The sequence below is a fragment of the Bradyrhizobium sp. PMVTL-01 genome (assembly GCF_051861855.1).
Classification (GTDB): domain Bacteria; phylum Pseudomonadota; class Alphaproteobacteria; order Rhizobiales; family Xanthobacteraceae; genus Bradyrhizobium.
Map to the genome: position 1 here is coordinate 5,845,254 of NZ_CP193982.1, position 15,179 is coordinate 5,860,432.

14 protein-coding genes and 2 pseudogenes are annotated in these 15,179 nt (G+C 65.6%); all 16 read right to left on the reverse strand.

Features of this window, described 5'->3' with window-relative positions:
• Positions 1–289 precede the first annotated feature (289 nt).
• A complete protein-coding gene (locus ACRQ5Q_RS28440) occupies positions 290–1,240 on the reverse strand; it encodes a sugar-binding transcriptional regulator (RefSeq protein ID WP_439374398.1) in 951 nt (316 codons plus the stop codon).
• 6 nt (positions 1,241–1,246) lie between these two features.
• A complete protein-coding gene (locus tag ACRQ5Q_RS28445) occupies positions 1,247–1,909 on the reverse strand; it encodes an HAD family hydrolase (RefSeq protein WP_439393239.1) in 663 nt (220 codons plus the stop codon).
• 131 nt (positions 1,910–2,040) lie between these two features.
• Positions 2,041–3,231, reverse strand: coding sequence for a multiple monosaccharide ABC transporter permease (mmsB, locus tag ACRQ5Q_RS28450; RefSeq protein WP_439374396.1), 1,191 nt, complete (start codon positions 3,229–3,231; stop codon positions 2,041–2,043).
• Positions 3,228–4,799, reverse strand: coding sequence for a multiple monosaccharide ABC transporter ATP-binding protein (gene mmsA / locus ACRQ5Q_RS28455; RefSeq protein ID WP_439393241.1), 1,572 nt, complete (start codon positions 4,797–4,799; stop codon positions 3,228–3,230). The genes mmsB and mmsA overlap by 4 nt, the downstream gene beginning before the upstream one ends.
• Positions 4,800–5,044: 245 nt before the next feature.
• Positions 5,045–6,118 (reverse strand): multiple monosaccharide ABC transporter substrate-binding protein, encoded by a 1,074-nt coding sequence (chvE, locus tag ACRQ5Q_RS28460; RefSeq protein ID WP_439393243.1) that lies wholly within the window; start codon positions 6,116–6,118, stop codon positions 5,045–5,047.
• A gap of 73 nt (positions 6,119–6,191) precedes the next feature.
• Entirely contained in the window at positions 6,192–7,073 is an 882-nt protein-coding gene (locus ACRQ5Q_RS28465) for an SMP-30/gluconolactonase/LRE family protein (protein WP_439393245.1), read from the reverse strand.
• Positions 7,070–8,149: an aldose epimerase family protein gene (locus ACRQ5Q_RS28470; RefSeq protein WP_439393247.1), complete on the reverse strand. Its 1,080-nt coding sequence runs from the start codon at positions 8,147–8,149 to the stop codon at positions 7,070–7,072. Before ACRQ5Q_RS28470 ends, ACRQ5Q_RS28465 begins: the two co-directional genes overlap by 4 nt.
• A gap of 2 nt (positions 8,150–8,151) precedes the next feature.
• Positions 8,152–9,078, reverse strand: coding sequence for a Gfo/Idh/MocA family protein (locus ACRQ5Q_RS28475; RefSeq protein ID WP_439393248.1), 927 nt, complete (start codon positions 9,076–9,078; stop codon positions 8,152–8,154).
• Positions 9,075–9,851 (reverse strand): FadR/GntR family transcriptional regulator, encoded by a 777-nt coding sequence (locus tag ACRQ5Q_RS28480; protein WP_439374390.1) that lies wholly within the window; start codon positions 9,849–9,851, stop codon positions 9,075–9,077. The genes ACRQ5Q_RS28475 and ACRQ5Q_RS28480 overlap by 4 nt, the downstream gene beginning before the upstream one ends.
• Positions 9,852–9,895: 44 nt before the next feature.
• A pseudogene (locus tag ACRQ5Q_RS28485) lies at positions 9,896–10,087 on the reverse strand (sugar ABC transporter permease YjfF); the annotation flags it as partial.
• Positions 10,088–10,089: 2 nt separating this feature from the next.
• A pseudogene (locus ACRQ5Q_RS28490) lies at positions 10,090–10,383 on the reverse strand (sugar ABC transporter substrate-binding protein); the annotation flags it as partial.
• 511 nt (positions 10,384–10,894) lie between these two features.
• Positions 10,895–12,067: a fumarylacetoacetate hydrolase family protein gene (locus ACRQ5Q_RS28495; RefSeq protein ID WP_439393250.1), complete on the reverse strand. Its 1,173-nt coding sequence runs from the start codon at positions 12,065–12,067 to the stop codon at positions 10,895–10,897.
• Between the two features lie 94 nt (positions 12,068–12,161).
• Positions 12,162–13,220 (reverse strand): YeiH family protein, encoded by a 1,059-nt coding sequence (locus ACRQ5Q_RS28500; RefSeq protein WP_439374388.1) that lies wholly within the window; start codon positions 13,218–13,220, stop codon positions 12,162–12,164.
• A 107-nt stretch (positions 13,221–13,327) separates the two neighbouring features.
• Positions 13,328–13,546, reverse strand: a complete 219-nt coding sequence (locus ACRQ5Q_RS28505) for a hypothetical protein (protein WP_018647704.1) — start codon at positions 13,544–13,546, stop codon at positions 13,328–13,330.
• A 165-nt stretch (positions 13,547–13,711) separates the two neighbouring features.
• A complete protein-coding gene (locus tag ACRQ5Q_RS28510; protein ID WP_439374387.1) occupies positions 13,712–14,425 on the reverse strand; it encodes an ABC transporter ATP-binding protein in 714 nt (237 codons plus the stop codon).
• The gene (locus ACRQ5Q_RS28515; protein WP_439374386.1) at positions 14,422–15,177 is read right to left on the reverse strand and encodes an ABC transporter ATP-binding protein; all 756 of its coding nucleotides are present in this window, start codon (positions 15,175–15,177) and stop codon (positions 14,422–14,424) included. The genes ACRQ5Q_RS28510 and ACRQ5Q_RS28515 overlap by 4 nt, the downstream gene beginning before the upstream one ends.
• Positions 15,178–15,179 lie beyond the last annotated feature (2 nt).

A 15,179-nucleotide genomic window follows, 5' to 3' on the forward strand; every position in this document is an offset into this window, starting at 1 on the left:
AACCTTGCTTGTCAAGCAGGCGCGCTGGCATTCCAGCAACTTATGAGTGCTGCGGTGCGGGAAGAATGGAAGGTCGCGCGGGTGCGGACGCGATGGCAGTTGTTCGGAACGAGCCCCGCGGCTTGCTCCACCTCTCCCGCTTGCGGGAGAGGTCGGATCGCATCGACAGATGCGATCCGGGTGAAGGCTTTTTCCTCTTGGGGAGTCTTGCCAGCGGAGAGACCCTCTCCCCGGCCCTCTCCCGCAGGCGGGAGAGGGAGCGGAGTCCCGCTGCTGCGCTGCTCCGTCTCTACCGCTCCAGGATCGCCCTTGCCGTCGTCTCGTCCGTGATCAGGCCGTTGATCAGGCCGCCGCTCAGCGCCGCAGAGATCGCCGCCACCTTGGCTGCGCCAACCGCAGCGCCGATGGTCGTAGTCTTTGCCGGCACTTCCGGCGGGATGCTCGTGAGGCGCTTGTTGGTGCCGGCCTTGAGCAGGCGGCCCTTCGCGTCATAGGCCCAGCCGGTGATCTCGCCGATGGCTCCCAGGCGCATCATCTCGAACAACTCGTCGCGGGTGACGAAACCGTCGATGTGCACCTGCGCCTTCTGGTCCATCTGGCCGATGCCGACGAGGCGCAAGTCGGCCCTGGCGGCGACCGCCTTGACCTTGGCGATCGGCTCGATGCGCACCATCCTGTTGCGCTCGTCCTCCGACGACATCAGGAAGGGCAGCGGCATTGGATAGTGCCGCGCGCCGGTGCGATCGGCGAGCCGGCCGACGGTGTCGTAGAAGCTCGCCGAGCCGTCGGCGGAGATGTTGCCGACCAGCGAGACGATCTGGTGGTTGGGCCGCTCGATCGGCGTGACGCGCTCGACCGCGGCACGCACCGCCCTCCCCGTGCCGAGCGCAACGATGACGGGCGTCTCCGAGCGCAGCGTGGAGTCGAGCAGATTGGCGCAGCGCTCGGCAATGCCCGCAGTCGCCTGCGGCGCAGCAGGATCGGCCGGCACCACCTCGCAGTGGACGAGGTCGAACCGGTCCTTCAGGCGCGCGGCCAGCTCCATGCAGGCGGCGATGGGATGTTCGAGCCGGAAGGTGATGAGCCGCTCAGCGAGGCACAGCGAGACCAGCCGCTGCGCCGAGGCGCGCGAGACCTGGAGCATCTTTGCGATCTCGTCCTGGGTGTGACCGGCAATGAAGTAGAGCCAGCCGGCACGCGCGGCGTCGTCGAGTCTCGACTTGTCGTTCTCGGCGGCCATGCGAGCTCACACCTCCCAGAAATCGCTCATGCGGGCGAAGACCCGATCGGCTCCGGCGGCGGACAATATAGTCCGGCCGTCGCGGCTGCGATAATGGCCGCCGCCGACAAATCCCCAGACTGTCATGCCTGCCGCCTTGGCGGCCTGCACGCCGCTGACGCTGTCCTCGATCACCAGCGTGCGCGACGGATCGACACGCATCTTTTCGGCGGCGTGGATAAAGAGATCCGGCGCCGGCTTGCCGTGCCTGACCATCTGCGCGGTGTAGAGCCGATCGCCGAAATGCGCCCGAAGGCCGGTAACGTCGAGAGAGAGCGAGACGCGATCGATGTCGCTGGATGACGCCACGCAGAACGGTACGGCGAGCCCCGAGATCACCGCCTCCACCCCCGGGATCGGCTCGAGCGAGGCGGCAAACGTCTCCAGCACGCGGGACTTCAATCGGGGCAGGAAGCTGTCCGGCACGACCCGACCGAGATCGCGGTAGTACTGCTCGATCGCCTTGGTGCTGCGTCCGAGAAACAGCTCGAGCGCCTGTTCCTCGCTGAGCACGAGACCGAATTCGGCGAGCACCTCGGACAGGCAGCGGCAGCTCAGGAGCTCGCTGTCGACGAGCACGCCGTCGCAGTCGAAGATGATCAGATCAGGCTCTGGCCGGCGCTGGTCCATCCGGGCATTCGATCATATACCCAACACCTGGGCAATAGCTCAGTCTGCTTCGGGGTTGAAGGACAAGCTGCCGCGACTCCCGGGTGGGCGCGGCGCGTTGCGCGTCGCCCCCTACGGCACCGCCGGTGCCGCTACCGCCGCTGGTTATACACGTCGATGCACACCGCCCCCAGCAGCACCAGGCCCTTGATGACCTGCTGATAGTCGATGCCGATGCCGAGGATGGACATGCCGTTGTTCATCACGCCCATGATCATGGCGCCGACCACGGCGCCGCCGACGCGCCCGACGCCGCCGTAGGCCGATGCGCCCCCGATGAAGCAGGCGGCGATGACGTCGAGCTCGAAGCCGAGTCCCGCCTTCGGGGTTGCGGTGTTCAGCCGCGCGGCGAAGACGAGTCCGGCAAGCGCGGCCAGCACGCCCATGTTGACGAAGGTGAGGAAGGTCAGCCGCTCCGTCTTGATGCCCGACAGGCTCGCCGCCTTGGCGTTGCCGCCGACCGCGTAGATCTGCCGGCCGATCACGGTGCGGCGGGTGACGAAGCCATAGAGCGCGATCAGCGCGGTCATGATCACCAGCACGTTGGGCAGGCCGCGATGCGAGGCGATCAGATAGGTGAAATAGAGCACCGCGCAGGCCAGCAGAATGCTCTTGCCGAGGAAGAACGCGTAGGGCTCGACCTCGATGCCGTGCGACTGCTCGCGCGACCTCCCCTTGGCGCCGGCATAGACGAGGCCGAGCGCGAGCACGGCGCCGATCAGCATGGATGTCGGATGCAGCGTGCCGGCCTCGGGCAGCAGTTCCGGAATGAAGCCGGACGACAGCTTCTGAAACGTCGGCGGAAACGGGCCGAGCGACTGGCCCTGCAGCACCGCGAGCGCAAGACCCTTGAACACCAGCATGCCCGCCAGCGTGACGATGAAGGACGGGATCTTGAAATAGGCCACCCAATAGCCCTGCGCGGCGCCGATGGCGGCACCGAGCGCGAGACAGGCGACGAAGGCGAGCGTGTAGTCGACCTTGTAGGTCACCATGAGAAGCGCGGCCACCGCGCCGATGAAGCCCGCGACCGAGCCGACCGAAAGGTCGATATGGCCGGTGACGATCACCAGCAGCATGCCCAGCGCCATGATGACGATGTAGCTGTTCTGCAGCACCAGGTTGGTGAGGTTGAGCGGCTGCAGCAGCGTGCCGCCGGTCACGACCTGGAAGAACAGCATGATCGCGATCAGCGAGATCAGCATGCCGTAATTGCGCAAATTGTTCTTGATGAAGCTGCCGTGCCGGCGCTCCTCGGGCAGCGACACCGTCTTGTCGGTCATGGCTGCGATCCTCCCATTTCCGCGGCCTCAGGCACGCTGTTGCTTCGTTCGTTGCGCATGATGGCGCGCATGATCTTTTCCTGCGTTGCTTCCGCGCCCTTGAACTCGCCGACGAAGGCGCCGTCGTTCATGACGCAGATGCGGTCGCAGATGCCAAGCAGCTCGGGCATCTCCGAGGAGATCACCACGACGCCGCGGCCAGCCTCCGCGAGCTCGTTGATGATACAGTAAATCTCGTATTTGGCACCGACGTCGATGCCCCTCGTCGGCTCGTCCAGGATCAGGACCTTGGGGTCGGTCATCAGCCATTTCGACAGAACCACCTTCTGCTGGTTGCCGCCGGAGAGCTGGCCGGTCTCCTGGTAGACGTCGGAGCAGCGGATGCGCATGCGGTTGCGGTAGTCGCTGGCGACCTTCAGCTCGGCGATGTCGTCGATCACCCGCCCGGGCGCGACCTGGTCGAGGCTCGCGAGCGTGATGTTCTTGCGGACGTCGTCGGCGAGGATCAGGCCGAGCTGCTTGCGATCCTCGGTGACATAGGCAAGCCCGGCATCGATCGCGGCGGCGACGCTCGGCAGCGCGATCTCGCGGCCTTCGAGCTTGATGCTGCCGCTGATATTGGTGCCCCAGGAGCGGCCGAACAGGCTCATGGCGAATTCGGTGCGCCCCGCTCCCATCAGGCCGGCAATGCCGACGACCTCGCCGCGCCTGACGCCGAAATTGACGTTCTTGATCACCTGCCGCTCGGGGTGGATCGGATGATAGACCGACCAGTTCGCGACGTCGAGCACGGGCTCGCCGATCCTCACGCTGCGCTCGGGGAAACGGTGCGCCATGTCGCGGTTGACCATGCTGCGGATGATGCGGTCTTCCTGGATCGGCTCGGCATGGCAGTCGATGCTGTCGACCGTGCGGCCGTCGCGCAGCACGGTGATGTGGTCGGCGACCTTGGCAACCTCGTTGAGCTTGTGCGAGATCAGGATCGAGCCGATGCCCTGCTCGCGGAACGCCATCAGTCGTTCGAGCAGCGCGGCGCTGTCGGCCTCGTTGAGGCTCGCAGTCGGCTCGTCCAGGATCAGCATCCGCACCCGCTTGGAGAGCGCCTTGGCGATCTCGACGAGCTGCTGCTTGCCGACGCCGAGATCGGTGATCAGGGTATCCGGCGATTCCCTCAGGCCGACCTGCGCCAGCAGCTCGCGCGTGCGCCGGTACACCTCGTCGCGATCGATGACGCCGAGCTTCGACGGCGGATGCGACAGGAAGATGTTTTCGGCGATCGACATCAGCGGGATCAGCGCCAGCTCCTGATGAATGATGATGATGCCGAGCGCCTCGGAATCGTTGATGTCGCGGAAGCGGCGCTCCTCGCCCTCGAAGACGATGGTGCCCTCGTAGGTGCCATGCGGATAGACCCCGCTGAGCACCTTCATCAGGGTGGACTTGCCGGCGCCGTTCTCGCCGACGAGGGCGTGGATCTGCCCGGCGCGAACCGAGAAATTGACGTCGCGCAGCGCCTGCACACCGGCAAAGCTCTTGCTGACGTTCCGCATCTCCAGCATGGCGGTCATTGGCTTGGGTGTCCCTTGCTTTACTTCGCCTCTCCCCGCCTGCGGGGAGAGATTGCGCGATATCGCTGCATCCAGATCGTCATTGCGAGCGCAGCGAAGCAATCCAGACTATTTCCGCGGCGGCAGACTGGATTGCTTCGCTGCGCTCGCAATGACGGAGTGCATAGCAACCACTGTCCGCGTGAAGAGAGCCCCTCACCCCGACCCTCTCCCCGTAAGAACGGGGAGAGGGAGAAGAAAGAAGCTTACTGGAACTGCGACTTCTTGTAGTACCCGCTGTCGACCAGCACCTTCTCCCAATTGTCCTTGTAGACGACCACCGGCTTGAGCAGATAGGACGGCACGGTCTTGACGCCGTTCTCGTAGGTCTTGGTGTCGTTGACCGTCACCTGCTTGCCGGCGAGCGCGGCGTCGACCATGTCGGCGGTCACCTTGGCGAGGTCGCGGGTGTCCTTGAAAATGGTCGAGTACTGGTCGCCCCGCAGCATCGCCTTGATCGAGGGCACCTCGGCATCCTGACCGGAGATGATCGGCATCGGCTGGTCGGCGCTGCCGTACCCGACGCCCTTCAGCGAGGAGATGATGCCGATCGAGAGACCGTCATAGGGCGACAGCACGGCGTTGACCTTCTTGTTGCCGTAGTAGGCGCTGAGCAGATTGTCCATGCGGGCCTGGGCGGTGGCGCCGTCCCAGCGCAGGGTCGCGACCTTGTCCATGCCCATCTGGCCGGACACGACGACGAGCTTGCCGCTGTCGATATAAGGCTTCAGCACGCTCATCGCGCCGTTGTAGAAGAAGTAGGCGTTGTTGTCGTCGGGCGAGCCGCCAAACAGCTCGATATTGAAGGGACCCTTGCCGTCCTTCAGGCCAAGCTCCTGCACGATCGACTCGGCCTGGAGCACACCGACCTGGAAATTGTCGAAGGTCGCATAATAGTCGACGTTCGGCGTGCCGCGGATCAGGCGGTCGTAGGCGATCACGGTGATGCCTTTTGCCTTGGCCTGCTTGAGCACGTCGGACAACGTGGTGCCGTCGATCGCGGCGATCACCAGCGCCTTGGCGCCCTTGGTCACCATGTTCTCGACCTGCGAGAGCTGGTTCGGAATGTCGTCCTCGGCATATTGCAGGTCGGTGTTATAGCCGCGCTCCTTCAGCACCTTGACCATGTTGTTGCCGTCGTCGATCCAGCGCGCCGAGGATTTGGTCGGCATGGCGATGCCGACGGTCGCCTTGTCCTGGGCGGAGGCAGGCGATCCGGCGATCAGCGCGGCGGCGCTTGCGACAGCCAGCGCGAGAAGGGTCGTCTTCAGTTTCAGCATGTTTCACTCCCTTTGGGTGTCGGACTGTTTTTCGTGTCGTCGAGAACGTCGGTCGTGTGCGGCTTCCAGCCTCCTATGCGAGCTTGACGTCGGGCTCCGCGCGACCGCGCGCGGATGGTTCGAGCAGAAAGGTGCAGCCGGCCTGCGGATCGGCGGCGCGTGCCGCCACATCCATGTCCTGCCACGCGGATGTGACGAGCAGGCGCGACAGGTCGGGGCCGACGAAGGCGGGGCAACTCGCCTGCTTTGCCGGCACGCTGAGCGAGCGCAGGCGCTCGCCTTGCGGCGAGTAGACGTCGACGCGGCTCGCGCCCCAGCAGGCATTCCAGATCTGCCCGTCGGCGTCGCAGACCGAGCCGTCGAGGCCGCCGATGCCAGAGTGGCGCAGCAGCACCTCGGGCTCGCCGCGCGGCAAGCCGGTCGCGGGATTGAGCGGCACGGCATAGAGCACCGCGCGCGGCGTGTCGGTGAAATAGCCCGTGGCGCCATCCGGCGAGAAGCAGATCGAATTGGGGATGCTGATGCCGGGAAACAGCGTCGAGATCTTGCCGCGATGGAGCGCGTAGATCGCCCCCGCCTTCGGCTCGGCCTTCTTGCCCATGGTGCCGATCCAGAACGTGCCGGACTGATGGACGCGGCAATCATTGGAGCGCGTCGCCGGGTTGTCCGCCTCGAGCGGACAGAACAGCGTCATCGCACCGTCGGCGAGCTTGCGGATGTAGAGCCCGTCCTCGGCGACGATCAACTGCCGCCCGGCATCGATGCGCGCGAGCGCGCTCGCCATCCGGCCGAGCGCGTGGCTGCGGATCGCGCCGCTGCCGAGATGCGCCTCGAACAGCTTGCCCTCGCGGATGTCGAACCACCAGGCCGTGTCGGTGGTCACATCATAGGTCGGCCCTTCGCCGAGATGACACTGCTCAGCGGAAAGAACCGAGGTCGGCACCTGCTCCGTCATGATGCCCTCACCCCAAAGCGATAGACGGTGTGGTGCCGGTAGACCTGGCCCGGATCGAGGCGCGGACTCGGAAAGTCCGGCCGGTTCGGCGCATCCGGCCAGATGTGGGGCTCGAGACACATGGCGTCAGATTGCCGGATCAGCTTGCCGCCCTTGCCCGAGATCGTGCCGTCGAGATAGTTGCCGGAATATACCTGGAGCCCGGGCTGATTGGTGAGCAACTCCATGATACGCCCGGAGCGCGGTGCCTCCAGCCGCGCCGCGAACGCAAGCATGCCATCGCGGCCGAGACAATAGGTGTGGTCGTAGCCCCTGCCGTTTCGCAATTGTGGATCGCTTTCGCGGATGCGCTCGCCCACCGACCGTGGTTCGCGGAAGTCGAACGGCGTTCCCGCCACCGCGCGCGGCGGCTCCGGCAGCGGAATGGCGGTGGGATCGATAGCGAGGAAATGTCCGGCGGCGATCGTGAGTTTGTGGTCAAGGATCGGCGTGCCGGACGCGGCGCCTTCCAGGTTGAAGAAACTGTGGTTGGTCAGGTTGACGATGGTCGGCCGGTCGGTCCGCGCTTCCATCGTCAGCGACAGCTCGGTCGGGCCCGTGATGCGATAGATCAGGCGGACGTCGAGCTTGCCGGGATAATTCTCCTCGCCATGCGGGCTCGAATAGGTGAGCGTCACCGCGGGCTCGGCGCCCTCGTCGATTGCGGCAATGTCCCAAAGCTTGCGATCGAAGCCGTCGAGGCCGCCGTGCAGGGCGTTTGGCCCATTGTTGACGGCAAGCTGCACCGTCTCGCCATCGAGCGGGAATTGTCCTCTGGCGATACGGTTGGCGTAGCGGCCGACGGTGGCGCCGAGAAATTTACGTTCGGCGAGATAGCCGGCGAAGCGATCATGGCCGAGCACGACGTCGTCGTGACGGCCTTTGGCGTCCGGCGCGATCAGCGCCTGGATCACCGCGCCATGGGTGATGATGCGAGCCTCGAAGCCGCCCTCCCCGCGCAGCACGACGCGCTCGACCTTGCGGCCGTCGGGCAGCGTTCCGAAGACGTCCTTTTCTATTTTCCTCGAGCCGGCCATGGTCAGTCCACAAAGGGTTCGACGATCGTGCGCTTGCCGAGCAGGAAAGAGTCGGCGACGAGACGCAACGGCACCAGATCGACATCGCTTGCGCCTGACGCCGCCAGCCTGACGAAGCGCTGGTACAACTCGCGATATTCCCGATCGGGCGCATCCGCAATGGCCTTGCCGTCGACGGCCATCCGCCGGCCGCCATCAGACAATGTCATCCGGCCCCGGTCTGTTTCCACGAGGATATCCCAGCTCTGCGGGCCGGTCTGCCGGAAGTCGAACTCGGCGGTGATGGGCAGGCCGTTGATATCAGTCAGGTTCAGGTTCGCGGCGATCGGCGCCTGGCAATTGGCCGGGAAGGCAAGCTCGGCCGCGGTGACGAACACCGGCTGCGGCAGGATCCGGGTCAGGATCGACAGCGCGTTGATGCCGGGATCGAACACGCCGAGCCCGCCTGGTTCCCAGATCCAGGCCTGGCCGGGATGCCAGACACGGACATCCTCCTTCCAGTTGATGTGCGCGGATTTGATCCGGCGGCTCGCCAGCCATTCGCGCGCCGGCTCGACCGCCGGCGCGTAGCGCGAATGCCAGGTCGCAAACAGCGTTCGCTTCGCATCAGTCGCCATCGCGATCAGCGGATCGAGCTCGGCCACACCGGTGCCCGGCGGCTTTTCCAGCATGACGTGCTTGCCGGCGGCGAGCGCCGCGGCGGCCTGGGCGCGGCGCACCTGCGGCGGGGTGCAGAGCGAGACCGCGTCGATCGGCGGACCTCTTTCCAACAGGTCCTCGATGGTGGCGAAATGCGGCAGGTCCGGCAGCGAAGCGTTGCGGCTGGCAACGGCTGCGAGCGTCGCGCCCGGTGTCGCCGCGATCGCACCCAAATGCTGGTCGCGCGCGATCTTGCCGAAGCCGACGATGGCGATGCGTAGGTCTGTCACGCTTGTTCTCCAGTATCCGCTGACGGCAGCGGCTCGGCCGGGGCGGTCTCGATCACAGTGCCGTCGTGGCGGCGCATGCCGTTGCGAATGACATAGACCATGGCCTCGGATGCGGCGTCCGCATCGCCGGCCGCGATGGCATCGACGATCTTCTGGTGCCAGAGCAGCACGGTCTCGCGGTCCTCGGTCTCGACCGGAGCGCTGAGCAGGAACGAGGCGCGCAAGGCCGCCTCGATGACGTGCCCGATCGAGCGCATGAACAGATTGCCGGAGGCACGCGCCACGCCGACGTGAAGCGCGAGATCGGCATCGGCGAAACCGACCGAGTCGGAGGCTTCGCGCCGCATGCGGTCCATGCTGCGGCGGAGCGCGGCGATGTCTTCCTCGGACCGCTGCGCGGCCGCGAGCATGGCCGCGCGTGGCTCGACCGCGAGGCGGATCTCGGCGAGGTCGTTGAGGAAGCGCTTGTCGATGCCGGCGTCGAGGTGCCAGGCCAGCACGTCGGCGTCGAACATGTTCCAGGCGCCGCGCTCGCGCACGACGGTGCCGACCCGCGCCTTGGTGGTGAGCAGGCCCTTGGCGACCAGCGTCTTCACGCTCTCGCGCAGCACCGGCCGCGACACGCCGAACATCGCGATCATCTCGGCATCGCCGGGCAGGCGCGTGCCTTCCGCATAGCGGCCGGCGATGATGTCGACGCCGATCGAACGAGCGACCTCCGCGTGGTTGGAGTGGGCCCGCCGTGTCGGGATGACGACGATGCGCGAAGTCATGTGGCTGCTCCCGCCCTCCTGGCCACCGGCCGTCGCGCCAGCGGCGCCGCGCCATAGGCGGCCGACAGCGCGAGAATGGCGACGAAGGCGACCAGCGGGGGCACGCCCCAGCGCTCGATCGCCAGCGCGACGAACACGGTGGTGAAGCCGATCACCGAGCCGACCGAGAGATCAATGCCGCCGGAGATGCTGACGAAGGTCATGCCGGTCGCGACGATGCCGCGAAAGGCATTGTCTGCACCGAATCCCACCCCGTCGAGACGACGGGCGCAAGGAAGATCGCATCGACGTTCTGCGCGATGAAAGAGCGGATCGCCTTGATCTGGTTCTCCTGCTTCTGCTGGGCGTCGGCGATCTTGAGATCGACCTGGCGCCTGGCGGCCTCCTGCTTGGAGACCGACGTCTCCGCCGCCTGCCAACCGGATTCCGATCCGATCTGCGAGAAGCCCATGGTGAGCTGGCCGGCACTGGCCGGCAGCGCGAGCAGCGAGGCCGCGATGGCGCTGGCCGCAAAGAGGGCTTTAGGGGTCATCAGGCGTATCTCCCAAGATGTTATCCGGGCGCCGATTGGTAGCATCGCACCCACAGGCCAGCCTTCTAGGGCGGCTGGAGACACTATTTCACGGAAGACGGACTTCGACTAGTCATATTATTTGACTATTTCGAGAAATTGCATGTGGGCTGCGGCGCGCAATTTTACGACACGCTAAGCGCGATTTTGTCCCGGCGATGCAACGGGGAGATGAAGGAGAAATTGCGAGGCAGCGGCAACGCCGCTCCCACGCCCCGTTCTTACGGGAAGAGAAGTGTCTCCGCGAAAACAGCGAGAGACGAGCCCGCGACCTCTCCTCCTCGTCATTGCGAGCGCAGCGAAGCAATCCAGAATCTTTCCGCGGAGGGACTCTGGGCTGCTTCGCTGCGCTCGCAATGACGGTGTGGGTGGAGCTCTGCGTCCCTCGAGCAGATCGACTCGTGGTGAGTCCCCCTCACCCGCCACGCGTCGCGTGTCGGCCTCTCCCCGCACGCGGGGAGAGGCGAAGAAACTAGATCAGCTTCCGCTGCGCCAGGTTCTTCATCAGCGCGCCGATGCCAAAGGTCCACGGCTCGCACTCGTCGCTCGTGCGCATGCGGTTGACGAGCTTGCCGAGCTGGGGCGCGGCGATCGTGACGATGTCGTCGCGCTTGTGGGTGAACCCCTGGCCCGGCGCGTCGCGATCCTTCACGGGTGCGAACATCGTGCCGAGGAAGAGAACGAAGCCATCGGGATATTGATGGATCTTGCCGATGGTCTGCGCGACGAGATCGGTCGGATCACGGCTGATCTTACTGATCGAGGAATGGCCGTCGAGAACGAAGCCGTCCGTGCCCATGACATTCAAGCTGATGTCGAGCTTGCGGGCGTCGTCGAGCGTGAAGCTGTCGTCGAACAGGCGTAGCAGCGGGCCGATGGAGCAAGAGGCGTTGTTGTCCTTGGCCTTCGACAGCAGCAGTGCCGACCGGCCCTCGAAATCGCGCAAATTGACGTCGTTGCCGAGCGCGCCGCCGACGATCTTGCCGCGACTCGAGACGAACAGCACGAGCTCGGGCTCGGGATTGTTCCAGGTCGATTTCGGATGCAGCCCGGCATCCATGCCGGTGCCGACCGAGGACATGGTCGGCGCCTTGGTGAAGACCTCCGCATCGGGGCCGATGCCGACCTCGAGATACTGGCTCCAGGCGTTCTGGTCGATCAGCACCTGCTTCAGGTGCATCGCCTGGTCCGAGCCCGGCTTGAGCTTCGACAGGTCGTCGCCGATCAGCCGCGTCACCTCTTTGCGGATCGCCTCCGCCGACGCCGGATTGCCCTTGGCCCGCTCTTCGATGACGCGTTCCAGCATCGAGATCGCGAAGGTAACGCCGGCCGCTTTCAGCGTCTGGAGATCGACCGGCGCAAGCAGCCACGGCTTCTTGGGATCGCGCCCGTCCGGGGCCGTGTTGGCGACGATGGCGTCGAGATCGCCGATGCGCTCACCCTTGACCACGGCGAGCGCCTTGGCCGGATTGTCCTCCTCGCACAGCGCGCTGACTGTCGGAAATTTCGCGGTGACGTCGAACACGCCATCGCCGCGCACGGCGACCACCGCCGGGCCATTCACCTGCGGCAGCCAGACCCGGCCGACCAGTGTTCCCCGCGTGCCGTCCTCGGGGAGAAGGTCTTCTACAGTCAATGTCGTCATGGCCGGCGTCCTCGCTGTTTCTAAGGATCGGCCGCGGCCGATCACATTGGCGACGACCAATAAACGTCTGGCGGGGGAAGTCCAGAGAGCGCCCCTACTTGAACCAGTGCACCAGCGCGATGCTGATCCCCAGCAGCAGCATCAGCGACAGTGTCACGGCTGCCGTCACGCGGCCGCCGACATTGGCGAGCACGCGGACGTCGACGCCGAGACCCAGCGCGGCCATCGACACCACCGTGAGGAAACTCGTGATCCTCGTCACCGGCCCTACCACCGTGGCCGGCACGATCTCGAGCGAGCGCAGCGTCGCCAGCGCAAGGAAACCGAGGATGAACCAGGGGACCAGGCGGAAGAAGCCGACGCTGGTCTTCTTGGCTTCGCTCTGCCAGCGCGAGGCGACCAGCGAGAGGCCGACGACGACCGGCCCCAGCATCAAGACGCGCATCAGCTTCACTAGCGTGCCGATCTGCGTCGAGACGAGGCCGGCCGGCACCGTCGCCGCAAGCACCTGTGGCACCGCGTAGACGGTGAGGCCCGCGAGAATTCCGTATTGCGTGGCGGACAGCTGCAGCAGCGGGATCAGCAGCGGCAGGCCGAGCACCATCATCACGCCGAGGATCGCGGTGAAGGAGATCGAGGATGCGATCTCGTCGTTATTGGCGCCGATGATCGGCGCCACCGCCGCAATCGCCGAATTGCCGCAGATCGAGTTGCCGCACGCGATCAGGATCGACAGCCGCGTCGACAGGCCGAGCAGCCGGCTGAGGCCGAAGGAAACGCTGAGCGCTGTGACGACGACCGCGGCGATTGATGCGAGCAGCGCGATGCCGGACGCCGCGATGGCAGCAAAGCTGATGGAGGCGCCCAACAGCATGACCGCGACCTCGAGCAGCTGCTTGGCGCTGAAGGCGATGCCGGCCTGCCATCGCGCGGCCGGCTTCCAGAAGCTGCGCAGCGCCATGCCGAGCAGGATCGCCATCACCAGCGCCTCGACATAGGGGTGCTCGAACACGCCCAGTTCCGCCCGCTCAAGCAGGGCCGAAACGCCGGCAACGAGAATGCAGAGAAGGATGCCCGGAATCAGCGCCGCGATGCGGCCGACGGCGGTGGCCGGCTTGGACTCGGCCGGATTGGAGGCTTGATTCTGCGACACAAATTTCTCCCGGAGGAGAAGGATTTATACGCAGCGATGGCGGATTGGGAAATATGTTTTCGACATATCAGTGCCGAGAGAAGTTCTCTCCTCGGCCCGGAAGCGAGTCAGAAGATCAGGCTTTTCGCCAACGAGGCAACCCGGCTGAAGCCGTCATAGATGCCAGGCTCGAAGAAAGCCGCACGCGCCAGCACAATGCCGGCAACCAGCGACCAGAACAGCGTGGTCCCAGCCCGCAGCAGGAGCTTCGAGGCGCGCGATTTCGGCTGGGCGTCCGTTGCGGACACCAGCTGCTCGCCGAAGGGCTCAAATGCGGTGCGTTCCATAGCTGCCAATCCATCAATTTCTCGCAGAAATGTCGTCGTTTCGGCCCGAAACAGCAATGGAAGCGATTGGCGTTTTTTGCCTCCGGAGGGGAAACTCCTTCCTCCGCGCCGCTCCTGGGCAACAGTTTTCTTCTTCCGGCCTATTTGGACATCGGTGCCCCGTGGCTACAGCGCCAGATAACGCCGCCGGATCGCGTCATTGGCCTTCAGCTCGTCGATCGCTGCCACATAGACGATCTGGCCCTTGTCGATGACGGTGGCGTGGCTGGCGAGGCCCAGGCAGAAATGCATGTTCTGCTCGGCGATCAGCACGGTCGACCCGAGCTGGCGGAGCTGCCGCAACAGCTCACCGATCCGCTGCACGATGATCGGCGCCAGTCCCTCGCTCGGCTCGTCCAGCAGCAGAAGCGCCGGATTGCCCATCAGCGTGCGCGCGATCGCCAGCATCTGCTGCTCGCCGCCCGACAGGCGTCCGGCGATACGATGGCGCAGCGGCTCCAGCAGCGGGAAGACCTCATAGATGCGCTTGATCGGCCATTCGTCCTGGCCCTCCGGCCCCTTCTTGCGGCCAATGACGAGATTGTCCTCCACCGTGTGCTCCGGAAAGATCTGGCGATCCTCCGGCACGAAGCCGAGACCGGCGCGCGCGATCGTATGCGGCTTCTGGCCCGAGATCACCGCGCCCCGCAGGCTGACCGTGCCGCGTCGCGGCGGCGCGAGGCCCATGATCGCCTTCATGGTCGTCGACTTGCCGGCGCCATTGCGGCCGAGCAGCGCCATGGTCTCGCCCTGCCGCACCGAGAGGCCGACGCCGAACAGGATCTGGCTCGTGCCGTAGTAGACGTCGAGATCGGCGACTTCGATCACGGGCGTGCTCATGCGGCGGCTCCCGCATGCTCGGTGCCGAGATAGGCCTCGATGACCGCGGAGTTGTTGCGGATCTCGTCCGGCGTGCCGGTCGCGAGGATGCGGCCGTAGCAGAGCACGACGATCTTGGGCGCGATCTTGAACACGATGTCCATGTCGTGCTCGATGAAGACGACGGTGATCTTCTGGCTTTCCCAGAGCTCGCGCACCTTGTCGATCATGCGCCAGCGTTCCTCCGGACCCATGCCGGCGGTCGGCTCGTCCAGCAGCAGCACCTTCGGTTCCAGCACCAGCGCCAGCGCAATGTCGAGCAGCTTCTGATCGCCATGCGAGAGGGTCGCCGCGGTGCGATGGCGCTTGCTCGCCAATCCCAGCAGCTCCATCACATGCTCGGCGCGGTCCCGCGTCTCCGGCAGCGGAAAGCGCTTGTGCAGCACCGCGGAGGTGCGCTGGTCCGCGCTGACCGCGGCCAGCATGGTCTCCTGCACCGTCAGCGATCTGAAGATGCTGGCGACCTGGAAGGCGCGTCCGATGCCATGACGCACGATCTCCGGCGGCGAGCGGCCGGCGAGATCGACGCCATCGAGCAGCACCTGGCCGGAATCCGGCCTCAAGGCGCCGGTGATCAGGTTGAAGAACGTGCTCTTGCCCGCGCCGTTCGGGCCGATCACCGCCGTGAGCGAGCCGTCGGCGAAGTCGAGCGTGACGTCGTTGGTCGCCTTCACGCCGCCGAAGGATTTTGCGAGGTTGCGGATCTCGAGCATCG

Bases quoted from the DNA above. Each gene is read 5' to 3' on its own strand.
- ACRQ5Q_RS28495 (WP_439393250.1), bottom strand. From the start codon at position 12,067: ATGACGACATTGACTGTAGAAGACCTTCTCCCCGAGGACGGCACGCGG.
- ACRQ5Q_RS28440 (WP_439374398.1), bottom strand. From the start codon at position 1,240: ATGGCCGCCGAGAACGACAAGTCGAGACTCGACGACGCCGCGCGTGCC.
- ACRQ5Q_RS28510 (WP_439374387.1), bottom strand. From the start codon at position 14,425: ATGAGCACGCCCGTGATCGAAGTCGCCGATCTCGACGTCTACTACGGC.
- ACRQ5Q_RS28445 (WP_439393239.1), bottom strand. From the start codon at position 1,909: ATGGACCAGCGCCGGCCAGAGCCTGATCTGATCATCTTCGACTGCGAC.
- ACRQ5Q_RS28480 (WP_439374390.1), bottom strand. From the start codon at position 9,851: ATGACTTCGCGCATCGTCGTCATCCCGACACGGCGGGCCCACTCCAAC.
- chvE (WP_439393243.1), bottom strand. From the start codon at position 6,118: ATGCTGAAACTGAAGACGACCCTTCTCGCGCTGGCTGTCGCAAGCGCC.
- ACRQ5Q_RS28465 (WP_439393245.1), bottom strand. From the start codon at position 7,073: ATGACGGAGCAGGTGCCGACCTCGGTTCTTTCCGCTGAGCAGTGTCAT.
- ACRQ5Q_RS28515 (WP_439374386.1), bottom strand. From the start codon at position 15,177: ATGCTCGAGATCCGCAACCTCGCAAAATCCTTCGGCGGCGTGAAGGCG.
- ACRQ5Q_RS28470 (WP_439393247.1), bottom strand. From the start codon at position 8,149: ATGGCCGGCTCGAGGAAAATAGAAAAGGACGTCTTCGGAACGCTGCCC.
- mmsA (WP_439393241.1), bottom strand. From the start codon at position 4,799: ATGACCGCCATGCTGGAGATGCGGAACGTCAGCAAGAGCTTTGCCGGT.
- ACRQ5Q_RS28505 (WP_018647704.1), bottom strand. From the start codon at position 13,546: ATGGAACGCACCGCATTTGAGCCCTTCGGCGAGCAGCTGGTGTCCGCA.
- mmsB (WP_439374396.1), bottom strand. From the start codon at position 3,231: ATGACCGACAAGACGGTGTCGCTGCCCGAGGAGCGCCGGCACGGCAGC.